The 13,417-nt window shown below is 58.1% G+C and carries 12 protein-coding genes; 7 read left to right on the top strand and 5 right to left on the bottom strand.

What is annotated here, in order from left to right:
- The first annotated feature begins 137 nt into the window (after positions 1–137).
- Both KB449_RS16585 and KB449_RS16580 read left to right on the top strand, forming a co-directional pair.
- Positions 138–1,370 (top strand): aminopeptidase, encoded by a 1,233-nt coding sequence (locus tag KB449_RS16585; protein WP_282909433.1) that lies wholly within the window; start codon positions 138–140, stop codon positions 1,368–1,370.
- 45 nt (positions 1,371–1,415) lie between these two features.
- Complete coding sequence (locus KB449_RS16580) at positions 1,416–2,645, top strand: aminopeptidase (RefSeq protein ID WP_282909432.1); 1,230 nt, start codon at positions 1,416–1,418, stop codon at positions 2,643–2,645.
- Positions 2,646–3,040: 395 nt separating this feature from the next.
- Here KB449_RS16580 and KB449_RS16575 read toward each other — a convergent pair whose 3' ends face one another.
- The 4 genes from KB449_RS16575 to KB449_RS16560 all read right to left on the bottom strand — a co-directional run bounded on the left by KB449_RS16575 (position 3,041) and on the right by KB449_RS16560 (position 8,135).
- Entirely contained in the window at positions 3,041–4,153 is a 1,113-nt protein-coding gene (locus KB449_RS16575; protein WP_282909431.1) for an IS4 family transposase, read from the bottom strand.
- A gap of 462 nt (positions 4,154–4,615) precedes the next feature.
- Positions 4,616–5,080 carry a disulfide oxidoreductase gene (locus KB449_RS16570; protein WP_282909430.1) on the bottom strand — a complete coding sequence of 155 codons (465 nt, stop codon included), beginning with the start codon at positions 5,078–5,080 and terminating at the stop codon, positions 4,616–4,618.
- A 15-nt stretch (positions 5,081–5,095) separates the two neighbouring features.
- A complete protein-coding gene (locus KB449_RS16565; protein WP_282909429.1) occupies positions 5,096–5,860 on the bottom strand; it encodes a DsbA family protein in 765 nt (254 codons plus the stop codon).
- A gap of 256 nt (positions 5,861–6,116) precedes the next feature.
- On the bottom strand, positions 6,117–8,135 hold the full coding sequence (locus tag KB449_RS16560; protein ID WP_282909428.1) for a S8 family peptidase: 2,019 nt from the start codon (positions 8,133–8,135) through the stop codon (positions 6,117–6,119).
- Positions 8,136–8,350: 215 nt separating this feature from the next.
- Between KB449_RS16560 and KB449_RS16555 the strand changes: the two genes are divergently transcribed.
- The 5 genes from KB449_RS16555 to thiI all read left to right on the top strand — a co-directional run bounded on the left by KB449_RS16555 (position 8,351) and on the right by thiI (position 12,558).
- Complete coding sequence (locus tag KB449_RS16555; RefSeq protein WP_282909427.1) at positions 8,351–8,839, top strand: YpuI family protein; 489 nt, start codon at positions 8,351–8,353, stop codon at positions 8,837–8,839.
- Positions 8,840–8,923: 84 nt separating this feature from the next.
- Positions 8,924–9,133 carry a DUF1540 domain-containing protein gene (locus KB449_RS16550; protein ID WP_282909426.1) on the top strand — a complete coding sequence of 70 codons (210 nt, stop codon included), beginning with the start codon at positions 8,924–8,926 and terminating at the stop codon, positions 9,131–9,133.
- 156 nt (positions 9,134–9,289) lie between these two features.
- Complete coding sequence (locus KB449_RS16545) at positions 9,290–10,063, top strand: lytic transglycosylase domain-containing protein (RefSeq protein WP_282909425.1); 774 nt, start codon at positions 9,290–9,292, stop codon at positions 10,061–10,063.
- Positions 10,064–10,170: 107 nt separating this feature from the next.
- A complete protein-coding gene (locus KB449_RS16540; RefSeq protein ID WP_282909424.1) occupies positions 10,171–11,328 on the top strand; it encodes a cysteine desulfurase family protein in 1,158 nt (385 codons plus the stop codon).
- A 3-nt stretch (positions 11,329–11,331) separates the two neighbouring features.
- Positions 11,332–12,558, top strand: coding sequence for a tRNA uracil 4-sulfurtransferase ThiI (gene thiI, locus KB449_RS16535; RefSeq protein WP_282909423.1), 1,227 nt, complete (start codon positions 11,332–11,334; stop codon positions 12,556–12,558).
- Between the two features lie 59 nt (positions 12,559–12,617).
- On the opposite strand, the gene KB449_RS16530 is transcribed toward thiI, so the two are convergent.
- A complete protein-coding gene (locus tag KB449_RS16530) occupies positions 12,618–13,340 on the bottom strand; it encodes a TerC family protein (protein WP_282909422.1) in 723 nt (240 codons plus the stop codon).
- Between the last annotated feature and the right edge of the window lie 77 nt (positions 13,341–13,417).

The following is a 13,417-nucleotide window of genomic DNA, read 5'->3' as shown; positions in this document are numbered from 1 at the left end:
ACCCCGGGGTTTTTTGTTTGTCCGAAAAGCCGGGTCCGAGGCTTCTTTAAAATGACTGGTCAGTTCAGTTTGTGATCGATGTGCGAATTCGGTACAATATAGAAATCAGCGTGCATTCTGAAAATGGAGCGTGTGACATGTCGGAGTTCGAACGTGATTTGTCCAAGTACGCCGAACTGATCGTCAAGATCGGCGCCAATGTGCAGCCAGGCCAGGACGTATACGTTTCCAGCCAGATCGAGGGAGCGCCGCTGGCCCGTTTGGTCGTGGAGCATGCTTACAAGGCCGGCGCAGGCAACGTGATCGTGGATTGGGCGGACGATGCGCTCACCCGTCTGAAGTACGACCATGCCGCGACGGACGTTTTCACGCAATTTCCCCAATGGGAAAAGCTGCGCCGCAACGAAGTCGTGGAGCGCGGAGGCTGCTTTATTTTCCTGAATTCGTCCAACCCAGATCTGTTAAGCGGTGTCGATCCCCAGAAGATCGGCAAATATCAAAAGGCGGCAGGAGAGGCGCTTGCCGTATACCGGCAGGCGACTGCGTCGGACAAGATCGCCTGGACAATCGCGGGCAGCGCGACCAAGGCATGGGCTTCCAAGGTGTTCCCGGGAGAATCCGTCGAGGTTTCCGTCCGCAAGCTATGGCAGGCGATTTTCGACGCGGTCAGGCTGCATGCGGAAGATCCGGTAGACAATTGGCGCGCGCACGATGCGAGCCTCCAGGAGCGGGCCGCCTGGCTGAACGAGCAGCGCTTCGCCAAGCTGCACTACAGGGCGCCGGGTACGGATCTGACGATCGGACTGCCTAAGGGCCATTTGTGGATGACAGCCGGCGGTACCAAGCCAGATGGCGTTGGATTTATGAAAAACATGCCGACGGAAGAAGTGTTCACGGTGCCTCGCCGCGACGGCGCCAGCGGCTATGTGAGCAGCTCCAAGCCGCTCAGCTATAGCGGCACGCTCATCGACCGCTTCAAGCTGACGTTCGAGAACGGGCGTATCGTCGGCGTGGAGGCGGAAGAAGGCGAGGAGATTCTCCGGCAGATCGTCGAGACGGACGACGGCTCGCATTATCTTGGCGAAGTCGCGCTCGTGCCGCATCGATCGCCGATCTCGAACGCGAACCTTTTATTTTACAACACGCTGTTCGACGAGAACGCATCCAACCATCTTGCCATTGGACTCGGCTTCCCGTTTACGCTCGAAGGCGGCAAGACGATGTCGCCCGAAGAGCTCCGCGAAGCCGGCGTCAACGCGAGCGTCGTTCACGTCGACTTCATGGTGGGAAGGGCCGACATGGATATAGACGGGATTTTGGAAGACGGCACCGCGGTGCCTGTATTCCGCGGCGGGAACTGGGCGAACTGACGCGTTTGCGGTCGACTACATTTACACGATGCGGAGGATGATTCTGTGGAACCATTGGAGCAGCAGTTGGCCCGGTATGCGGAGCTGATCGTCAAGGTCGGCGCGAACGTTCAGCAAGGGCAGGAAGTATTTGTGGTCAGCCAGATCGAGATCGCGCCGCTGACGCGTCTCGTCGCTGCGGCGGCCTATGAGGCCGGCGCGTCCAACGTTTATGTGGATTGGAGCGACGATGCGGTGTCCCGCCTTAAGTACGATCACGCGCATCCCGAAGTCTTCCGCACGTTTCCCGCTTGGGAGACGTTGAAGCGGAACAGCTTTGTGGAAAAAGGCGCTTGCTTCATCTCCTTCGTCTCGTCCGGGCCGGACGTGCTGAAGGGCGTCGACCCGCAGCGGATCGGCGATTATCAAAAGGCAGCCGGCGCAGGACTCGCCGAATTCCGCAGGGCGATTCAATCGGACAAGGTCGCTTGGACGGTCGCTGCCGCGGCCTCGAACGATTGGGCGCAAAAGGTATTTCCCGGCGACGCCCCCGAGATCGCGCTCAGCAAGCTGTGGCTGGCGATCTTTGACGCGGTCCGGCTGCATGCGGAGGATCCGGTCGAAGCCTGGCGCGAGCATGATCGCGTCCTGCATAGCAAGGTCGACTGGCTGAACGGCCTGCGTCTGCGCAAGCTGCATTACAAGGCTGCGGGCACGGATCTGACGGTCGAACTGCCGGATCGCCATCTGTGGGTCGGCGCTTCGAGCGTCGCGCCGGACGGCGTCAACTTTATGGCGAACATGCCGACCGAAGAGGTGTTCACGGCTCCGCGGCGCGACGGTGTCAACGGCTATGTGAGCAGCACGAAGCCGCTCAGCTACGCCGGCAATATTATCGATCGCTTCAAGCTGACGTTCGTGCTCGGGCGGATCGTCAAGGCCGAAGCCGAGGAGGGCGAAGAGATTCTGCAGCAGCTCGTCGAGACCGACGAAGGCTCCCATTATCTCGGAGAGATGGCGCTCGTCCCGCATCGCTCGCCCATTTCCGAGTCGAATATCCTGTTCTACAACACGTTGTTCGACGAAAACGCGTCCAATCACTTCGCGATCGGCAGCGGCTACGCCTTTAACGTCGAAGGCGGCAAGACGATGACGCCCGAGGAGCTGGCGGCAAACGGCGTCAATACGAGCATCGCCCATGTCGACTTCATGATCGGGTCTGCCGAGATGGATATCGACGGCTACCAGGAGGACGGCACGGTCGTGCCTATTTTCAGAAGCGGCAATTGGGCATGATGCTCGGCTGTCAAGGATTCGCGGCTTCGCGACCTTAGAAGAGGCAAGAGGCATCTGGCAGAACCTCGGCGTAGTTTAGGAACCATAGACAATAGACAAGACAAAGAGGCTCTGGGTAGAGCCTCTTCGCGGTTTTCAGCACCTGCAAGGGAATTCTCGCTTGCGCAGCCTCAACCTGTTTTCCCGTCGCTCACGTAATACTCAAAAATGGCGCAATATTGCGCTATGTCGTACCCCTAACTCCAGCCGGCTCCCAAGCCGAATGCGCGACACTCAAAAATAACGCAAATATTGCGTTATTCTCGTATCCCAAATCCCGGCCCGCTCCCAAGCCGCATACGCGACACTCAAAAATAGCGCAAAATTGTACGCCTGTTGATTTACCAGTATCTAGGTTATGGTAGTTTTAAATGGTGAGCCAAATAAACCACCCATTCGGGAGGCAAGGCAGCTAAACTCATCAGTCGGTCAAACGCAGCAAAACACAACCGTGCACTGGGGTGAACCTGGCTATTTCCCTGCACATACACGTACTGAAGCAGCACGTACACGATCAATGCGGTATATAATTGTCCGTAAACGGCATTCGGTGTCCTTCCGAATAGTTTGGGCACATTCAAATGCTGTTTAATCCATCGAAAAAACACTTCCACTTGCCACCGTTGTCGGTAGATTTCTGCAATTTTCTCCGCCGAGGGACGGTGCAAGTTGGTCACGAGAACAACCGGGTTGCCTTGGGGATCCTTCAGCTTTACGACCCGAAATCGATGGCGGGTCAAGCGCGCTTTTGTTCCGAGTTGGCAGGTCAAATCTTGCTCAATCGTATGTTCGTAGGGACGTTTTCGATCGCGAAAAACAGGCTCATGCAGGAACGTGTTGTGTCTCACCCGGATGACAAAATACTGCCGCTGCTCTTGCTCCATGTAGGCATCAAACTGCTTATGCTTTCCGTATGCACGATCCGCAACCAGAATGAAATTTGGGTCTGTTACCATGCTGCACAGGGTCGAATCGTGCTGTTTCCCCGTCGATTCCGTTACACGATGGAGTTCGCTGGTCTCTGTCAACAAAGATACGTGCAGCTTAATGCCGCACTTCTCTCCTTTGGCCGATGGCGCCCAAGGCAGCCGATTGTGACCGGCGGAAATGGTCGTGGAATCGACTGCCAGCGGCTCTTTCGGAAGCCGAAGACGCCTGCGCGTGGAGCGATTGCATTTACGAATCAACAGATGAAGCAGTTGCTTAAAGACGCTGAACGGAACCTCTTTCGCTTTTTTGGAGATCGTAGAGTGATCTGCTTGGCGCAGCCCACAGGCGACCATTCGCTTTTCTCCGTCCCGATAGCCATCCCACTGCCCAAGCGCCGCTTGAGCAAGAAAAATAAAGAGCTCGTAGACTGTAAATTTCCTTGCTGTATCGACATAACCTACTTGCTGTAACAAAGGTTGAATCTCTTCAGTAGGAATAAAGGATTGAAGAATAGGGGCTAACATTGTACGATGGTTCATGAGACCGTCTCACCCTCCGTAAGGTTTGTAGGGGTACAAACACTTTACAGGAATGAGCGGTCTTTTTGCTACCATTTTTTTGATAATCAACAGGCGTACAAAATTGCGCTATGCTCGCACCCTCAACCCCAGCCAACTCCCAAGCCGCACAAGCGACACTCAAAAATAACGCAAAATTGCGTTATTCTCGTACCCGAAGCCCCGGCCAACTCCCAAGCCGCATACGCGACACCCAAAAATAGCGCAGAATTGCGTTATGCTCGTACCCAAAGCCCCAGCCAACTCCCTAGCCGCATACGCGACACTCCAAAATAGCGCAAGATTAAGCTACCCCGTAACTATGGCCCTCGCCCAACCGCTTGCCCGTCCTCTCGGAAAAGCAAAAGAGCCGCCCCGTCATCTCATGACTTGGGGCAGCTCCTTTTTTTCTTTTTATGGCTGTTATATCTATGGCTGTTGCCCTTAACGTTCGTCGAATTCCGAGTCGTCAACATCGGTCCAGCCGTCCTGATCCCGTTTCCTGCTCCCAAACCACAGCAGCAGTCCGATCAAGATAAAAGCGATAAGCGCCAAAAGCGGAATCGTGATGACGCCGAACCAATCCAGGTAATCCTCATTGCACGGAACGCCCACCGTGCAGGGGAGGATGCTGGCCATGCCGGGCACCTTTTGCTCGCCGTAATGGTAAAGCGAGATAAAACCGCCGATGGCGATCAACGGCGCGACGTAACCCACGATGCGCCGATCGCCGCGGATGGCGGCCCGACCAAGCAGCAGCACGAGGGGGTACATGAAGATCCGCTGGAGCCAGCACAGCTTGCAGGGGGCGTAATTGAGCACCTCGCTCATGAACAAGCTGCCGCCTGTCGCGACGAGCGAGACGACCCATGCCAGGTAGAGGAAGTTAGCCCGGATAAACGAGCGCATCGCTTGACGTCCCCCTTAGGAGGCCGAGGCGGAAGCGGTCGCGGACGAGGCGGCCGGTGCTTCCGGCGACTCCTTCAGCGCCTTTTCGATCTCGGCTTTCAGATTTTCGTAAGTGAGCGCCTGACTGTCGGACAGCTTTTTGCCGTTCAGAATCAGCGTCGGCGTGCCGGTAAAGTTGTTGTCGCGCGCGATTTTGTTGTGCTTGTCCACTTCGGACTTGTATGTAGCGTCGTCGATGTCCTTTTTCAGCTTGTCGAAGTCCAGCTTGAGCGACTTGTCCTGCGCCAGCTTGACGAGAAAGTCGGAAGTCGCCCATGTCGCGCTCTCGGCGCCCTGATTCTCGTATACGGCATGATAAAACTTCCAAAACTCGTCGTTGTTCTGATGATAGACGGCCTGTGCGGCTAGCGCAGCGGTTCTTGAGTCCGTTTGCGGGCTGATGATCGTGAAGTTCATGAAGCTGAGCGATATTTTGCCGGTATCGATAAAGTCCGTTTTCAGCTTCGGATAAATCTCGTCGTTGAAATATTTGCAGGTCGTGCACTTGAAATCGCCGAACTCGACGAGTTTGACGGGCGCATCGGCCTGGCCGACCGTCGGCAGCGTCTCGTAATTGAAATTCAAATCCTCGGGCTCGGGGCGGAATACGATCGCCAGCACGATGATCGCGACGGCGGCCACGACCGTCGTCCAAACCCAGATCCGAGATTGCTTGCGCCGCTTGAGCGCTTGCGCTTCCCTTTTCAAACGTTCTTCTTTTTTCCGCTGTGCCTTGTCCAATACGCTCTACCCCTTCGTTCCGGATGAAAAATCATCGCAATTTCGTCGATCTTTCGGATCGCGCTTCTCTCTATTATAGAAGTCCGAAGGTCAAACGACAAATCGTAGTTTTCGAGGCGGCAAAATAAAAGCCGTTCCGCGCGAGGCGCGGGAACGGATCGTCCCGAGCTTCGCAGCAAAACGGTTCGTCGGCCGAAAATTGACAAGAGGTGCGGCATTGTTTAGAAGCGGCAAGGCAAAACTTGAGGAAAAGACATCATCGTCTGAGCAAGTCGGACAACAAGTTTTGGAGCCTCTCCATGAGCCGCTGTTGGACGACGTCGGGCTGGCCGGCGTTTTGCATGTCGGTTTGTGCCGTCTGGTTGGCTTGTTTGCTGGCGGCAGGGGCGGCGTTGCTGCCTGCGGCTGCGTCGACGGCCGCGAGCACGTCGATCTGGCCGTAGCCGAATTCCGTGTCCTTGCCGGCTGCGCCAAGGTCTCTTGCGGACTTGTCGAGCAGATCTGCGAGCTGGTCGTTCGTGAGGCTGCCGTTCGCGGCCAGCATGAGCGAAGCGAGCGCCGCTACGTGCGGGGAAGCCATTGACGTGCCAGACAAAGCTGCGTACCGGCTTCCTGGATACGTGCTGGCGATAGAGGTGCCCGGCGCGACGACATCGATATAGTCGCCGTAATTGGAATAAGGCGCGCGGAGCTCGTCCGAACCGGTCGCGCCGACGGCGACGACTTCAGGGTAGGCGGCCGGATAACCGGGCCGATCCGTATTGTCGTTGCCGCTGGCGGCGACGACGAGCACGCCTTTGTCGTGCGCGTACTTGATCGCGTCGTGCAAGAACTGGGCCTCCGCATAGTTGCCCAGGCTGAGATTGATAACATTCGCCCCGTGGTCCGCCGCCCAGATAATGCCTTCGGCAACGGAATAAGTCGTCCCTGCGCCGGAGTTGTCCAGCGCCTTGACAGGCATCACCTTCGTATACCAGGTCATCCCGGCGACGCCTTCATTGTTGTTCACCTCGGCGGCGATAATGCCGGCGACATGGGTGCCGTGGCCGACGTCGTCCTCGGGCTGCGCCGAAGGATCCACGATATTGGTGCCTTTCACCAGACGGCCCTTCAGGTCCGGATGATCCAGCTGGACGCCGGTATCGACGACGGCGACGATAATGTCCTGCTTGCCGCGGGTGACGTTCCAGCCTCGCTCGGTCGCGATCTCCGGCAGGTTCCATTGATATTGCCCGTAGAGCGTGTCGTTGGGCACGATGTCGGTTTGAAGCGGCTTGCCGTCGGCGAGCGGCGTCATGCGTCCGGCAAGCGGCGCTATGGGCTTGGCGGGCTTGCCGTCGTTCGTCAAATACAAGTAATGCGGCTCCGCGAACACGGGGTTCCAGTTTTTCTTGAAATAAGCGATCAGCTGCGCAGTGCCGAGCGTTTTCGAACGGAAAACGTAGGTCTGCCTGCGGTGCTCGCGGGCGACCGAGAGGTTCAGCGTTTTGCGCAGCTGCAGCAGTTCCCGCGGCGTGAGCTGGCGGCGCAGCTTGACGACGACCTCGTCGACCGCGTAATGGCTGGCGTTGCCGTTTGCGTCGCCGGACGTCACCTCTTTATCCTTCAGCCTGCCTGGCTCCGTTGCCTGCGTTCTGAAGCGGTTATTGTCGGGATAAGGAACGAGCCGCAGATTGCGGCGCTGATGCTTTTCGACCTCGTCGACGGCGTCGTTATGAATCAGCGCGACGAGACCGTCGCCGCCAATTCCGGATGGAACGGCGAGCACGTAGCCTCCGTCGCTGCGGACCGGCAGGGTAGCGGACTCATAGCTGTGTCCTTGTCGGACCGCGGACACGCCTTCCTGCCAGGCCTGCCGCACCGGCCGGTCATAGTTGTCCAGTTTCACGCCGACAGCGGCTTCGGACGAGGCGGTGGTCCACGCCATCGCTTCAAAGTGGGGATTGGCCGCCAGCATGTCCTTCATCAACGCTTTTTTTCGAGCAGCGGAAAGAGGCGCGGCGCCGGATTTTGAAGCCGCGGACGCTAGCTTGCGCATGTCGCTGCTGCATTCGATCCGGCACAGCATGCCGGTCCTCTCCATATCCTGTTTAATCGTCCCCAGCTTTTCGGCATGCTCCTCCTTGGCCGCAGCCGAGTATCGGCTTTCTTGCCGCTGCGGAGAAGGAGACGCAGTATGGTCCCGTCCGCCAGGCTGCGGTACGATGATCGGCACGGCGAAGATGGCCACGGCTACGGTAAATAATAATCCGATAAACGCATATCGGCGGCGCATGGGCGGATCGACTCCTTTGGCATGTAGGGGTGAACGCGAAGATTCTGATTCCTCACCCTTATAGGCTTTGAAAAGGGAGGAAAATTATACGGAGGAATTGCGCCTCGCGCAGTACCGTTCGAAGCGGATTTATGATACGATAAAGGCATTGCGTCTCTCGGGAAATCTGTGAGGCGTCCCATGCATGTGCATAGACGGAAAGGGGAAAGCAATTTATGCCATCCGCCAACGTGAAGGCGTTAGCCGAGTCCAGCCGCGACAAACTCAAAGCGGCCATCGATCCACTGGAGTCCTTCCTGAACGGACACGCGCTGCCGCAGTTGGTTGCCGAAGATAACACCGAATCGTTTTATGCCGGACTGCTGTCCGATCTCCGCCACCTGCTCGTTTTTTCCGAGGTGTCGTACGAGAAGCTGGGCGCGCTGCTCCGCAGGCCGAACTTTGACGAGAAGGCTGCCGAGCGTTCGCTTTATGAGGTTTATCATTATTGCGTCAATGCCTTTTTCTATCCGAAAAACGAAGGCTATTCCGAAGACGGCCGTTACGCGTACACGGGCCAGGATGCGATTCGTTTTCGCGCCAAGCCCGTACTTGCGGCCCGTGATCTCGTGCTGAGCGTCTCGCGCGTTTACGAGGAGCTTCGGGAAGATCTCGCCTATTATGAGAGCGAATACTTGATTCAGTGCCGCCTGCAGTCCAAATAAGGCCAAGCACTCCTTTACATCCCTTGCCGACGCCCGCATGCGATGGCCTTTCAAGGCCAGACTAAGCGGCGGAGGTGATCCGTTATGCCTAGAGGCGTAGCCTGCAGCGTTAGCAATTGCGCGTTCTGGGACAAGGGCAACCGGTGCGGCGCCGAAGAGATCGCCATCGAGATCGACGCGCATGCCAGGGCCGACTGGAACGAGGAGTTCGCGGACGAATCGTTCGCCGGACACCGCGACAAAGCCGTCAGCTCGAAGAGCACCTGCTGCCTGACCTTCAAGCCGAATGCCTGATCATCCGTATTGCCGATCGCCGTTCGTACCGGTTTTGCCCGGTGCGGACGGCGATTGTGCGTATGAAGGATATTCGCTGTCTTAAGCTGGTCGTCCGACGCGAAGTGTTGTACAATGGAAAGGGTAAAAATGTCGAATAAAAGGGCGGATTCGTCGATGACATATATTAACGGCATCGCAGGCAATTCTGTCGACCCGCGTATGTTGAAGCAGCTATTGCTGGCGCAGTTCACTTCAGGCGTCGATCCGTTCGCAGGCAGCGCCGATGCGGTGACGTCGGGGACCGGCGACAATAATTTGTTCACCCAATTGCTTTCTCAATATATGGGCAGCATGGACAGCTACGGCTATGCCGGCGCAGGCGAGATGGACAGCATGTCTACCGATACGTCGGGACTGACGACCGGTCTCGGCTTGCTCTCCATGAATACTGGCTCTTACAGCCCGAGCCCGACCGAGAGTCTAGATCTCGACGGAACGGGCGAGCTCTCGGCCGACGCCAACGCCTCCACCTCGGCTTACGACGGGTTGATCCAGGCAGCCGCCGCACGCTACGGGCTCGATCCGGCTTTGATCAAGGGCGTCATTCAGACGGAATCCTCGTTTAATCCGAACGCGGGCTCGTCCGCCGGCGCCAAGGGTCTTATGCAGCTGATGGACAAGACCGCCGCAGGTCTTGGCGTAGAGGATTCGTTCGATCCCGCGCAGAATATCGACGGCGGCAGCCGTTACTTGTCTTATCTGCTGCGCAAATACGACGGCAGCGAGATGACCGCGCTTGCCGCCTATAACGCGGGGCCGGGACGCGTCGATCGCGTCGGGTTGCGATCGGACGCGGACGTAGCGGCCCGCTTGTCCGAGCTGCCGGCAGAGACGCAGGCATACATCGGCAAGGTATTGGCGGCGCGCAGCGGCTGGACGCTGCCTTAAGCGACGGTTCGCCAGATTAATGAACGCTGACGCGAGAAGGGATCAAGGCGGCCTCGTGCCGCCTCTGGTCTTTTTCTTTGTTTGCGGCAAAGAAGGGAATCCGACTATTGAAAACCTATTACTTCGATCATAGCGCTTCGACGCCGCCCTACGAATCCGTCATCCGTGCGGTCGCGGAGCTGATGGCCGAGCATTATGCCAATCCATCGGCGCTTCACCGGGCAGGCACCGATGCGGGCAAGCTGGTCGAACGCGCCAGAACCGCCATTGCCTCGCTGCTCGGCGCAGCGCCAAGCGAGGTCGTCTTCACGTCCGGCGGCACCGAAAGCAACAATCTGGCGATGAAGGGCATACTGGGGCAGACGGGGCGCAAGGGCAAGCACCTGATCACGACCGCGATCGAGCACTCCTCCGTGCACGCCACGGCCAAGCAGCTCGAGAGCGAAGGCGTGCGCGTCACCTACCTGATGCCGGATGCGCAAGGCCGGATCGCCGCTGCGGACGTCGCTTCGGCGATCGCCGAAGACACGGCGCTCGTGAGCGTCATGCATGTGAACAACGAGACCGGCGCGCTGCAGCCGATCGACGAGATCGGCGAGCTGCTCCGGGATCATCCGAGGATCCGGTTCCACGTGGACGGCGTGCAGGCGGTGGGCAAGGTGCCGTTCGACTGGGCACGTTCCCGCGCGGACCTGTACAGCGCTTCGGCCCACAAGTTCAGAGGTCCGCGAGGGGCCGGTTTTTTGCTCGTTCGCGAAGGACTGAAGCTTCGTCCGCTGCTCGCCGGAGGCGGCCAGGAGAGCGATGCGCGCAGCGGCACGCACAACCTGCCCGGCATCGTCGGCATGGCGCAGGCGCTTCGCCTCGCTCTCGAATCGATGCCGGAACGGCGTTCGCGCATGTACGAGCTGAGGCGGAGGCTGCTAGCCTATGCGAAGGATATTTCGGAGCTTGTACTGAACAGTCCCGAGGACGAACGGGTCGCATCCCCGCAGATCGTCAACCTATCCTATCCGGGCATGCGGCCCGAGGTGCTGCTTCACATGCTTGAGGAGCACGGCGTTCTTGTGTCCACCCAATCGGCCTGCTCTTCCAAGAGCCTCAAACCGAGCCGCGTGCTGATGGCGATGGGACTGGGAGAAGCGAGGGGCGCAGGCAGCATCCGGATCAGCTTCGGCGACGAGCATGCCGCCGAGGACATCGATACACTGGCCGAGCGGCTGCGGATGACCGTAGCCAAGCTGAAGCCGTTGGAGAGGGACTAAACGATGAATTTTGACTATCTGCTCGTCCGTCTGGGGGAGCTCACGCTCAAGGGGCGCAATCGCGGCAAATTCGAGTCGCTTATGCTCGGCAAGATCAAGCAGGCGCTCACTGAATACCCGGAGCTTTCTTACGAGAGCGCCTTCGGCCGCGTCTATATCAAGCTGAACGGCGCGGACGGCGCTCGCGTCCTGTCGAGATTGACCGACGTGTTCGGTATCTGGACGATCAGCCCGGTACTGAAGGCAAGGCACGATCTCGAGGACATCCGCAAGGCCGCTCTGGCCGTCATGGAGGCGCACCAGCCGGTTCCGTATACCTTTAAAATGAGCGTAAAGCGCGCCTGGAAGGCTTTTCCTCACGATTCGATGGAGATGAATCATCTGGTCGGCGCCCATGTGCTGCGCAACACGCCTTCGCTTCGGGTCGACGTGCGCGAACCCGACGTCGAGCTGCGGCTGGACATTCAACAGCAGGGCGTTTTCGTCTATTGCACGGTTGTGCCGGGAGCGGGCGGGTTCCCGCTTGGCATGAACGGCAAGGCGATGCTGCTGCTGTCCGGCGGCATCGACAGCCCCGTTGCGGGCTGGACCGCGATGCGCAAAGGACTCGAGATCGAAGCCGTCCATTTTCACAGCTATCCGTTCACAAGCCAACAGGCGACCGACAAAGTGATCGCACTGGCGAAGCGGCTCGCTTACTACGGAGGACGCATTAAACTGCACCTCGTGCCTTTTACCGAGCTGCAGACGACGCTGGCCCAGCAGAAGCAGGATCATCTTATCATTACGCTGATGCGGCGTTCGATGCTTCGAATCGCGGAGCGGCTTGCGGAGCGCTCCGGGGCGCTCGCTCTCGTCACGGGGGACAGCCTCGGCCAGGTGGCCAGCCAGACGCTGGGCAGCATGAACGTTATCGGGCGCGCCGCCCAGCTGCCGCTGCTGCGTCCGCTCGTCATGATGGACAAGCTGGAGATCATTCGCATCTCCGAGCGGATCGGCACGTACGAGACTTCCATCTTGCCTTACGAGGATTGCTGCACGCTGTTCGTGCCCAAATCGCCGGCGACGAATCCGAATCTGCGGGTCGTAGAGGGCATCGAGCATGCGCTCGGCGAGCAGTTGGAGCGTATGGTGGCCGAAGCGGTGGCAGGCACCGATACGGTTGTCATGACGGCGCAGGGGCCGGAGGAAAAGCGGGCTGTCCCGTCGGCCGAGGATCGGTGGTTTTAAAGGGAAACATAAAAATAGCCTATCCGGGTCAGATGTTGACCGGACAGGCTATTTTTCCGTTAAGGCGTATTCGGGGAGTTGAGCTTGCGGGCATTGTTTTTACGGTTTTTGGCGGCGTTGCTCCAGATGCCGAGGACCAGGACCGCGATGACGATGACGATAATAAATGCCCAGTTTGTCGGGGCGTTGTCGAATAGCTCTTCGAATTTCTTTTCGTGGGTGATCATCTTGGCTGCGGTATAAGCCAGAATCGCGGAGCCGATGTAGATGATCCACGGGAAACGCGTGATTAAGTTGACGAACAGCGTGCTGCCCCATACGACGATCGGAATGCTGATAAGCAATCCAAGGATGACAAGCAGCGTGCTGTGATCGGAAGAATTGCTGCCGGAAGCGGCGCCCGCGACGGCGATTACGTTGTCGAGGCCCATTGCTGCATCCGCAATCACGATCGTCCGTACCGCGCTCCACAGATTGCTGCCGGCTTCGACATGCTCGTGCGACTCTTCCTGAACGAGCAGCTTGTAGGCGATCCAGATGAGCACCACGCCGCCGACGGCGAGCAGAAAAGGAATCTTGAGCAAATATACGATGAGCAGCGTCGCGATCACGCGAATGATGACAGCGCCGGCCGTTCCCCATAATATCGCTTTTTTCTGACTGGCCTTGGGAAGGTTCCGCGCGGCCAGGCCGATGACGATCGCGTTGTCCCCGGCGAGCATGAGGTCGATCAGGACGATCGTAATCAAAGCGGTAAAAAATTCGGCATTCAAAAAATCCATTTCCGACCCTCCAACATTGAATTGATAAACGGTTATACGGCGGCCGGACAAGAAAGATTCAAAAAAAATTGCGCCGC

Origin of the sequence: Cohnella hashimotonis, assembly GCF_030014955.1 — a bacterium.
Lineage (GTDB): Bacteria > Bacillota > Bacilli > Paenibacillales > Paenibacillaceae > Cohnella > Cohnella hashimotonis.
Note: the sequence above shows the minus strand (reverse complement) of the source record. Positions and strands in the feature narration are given on the sequence as shown.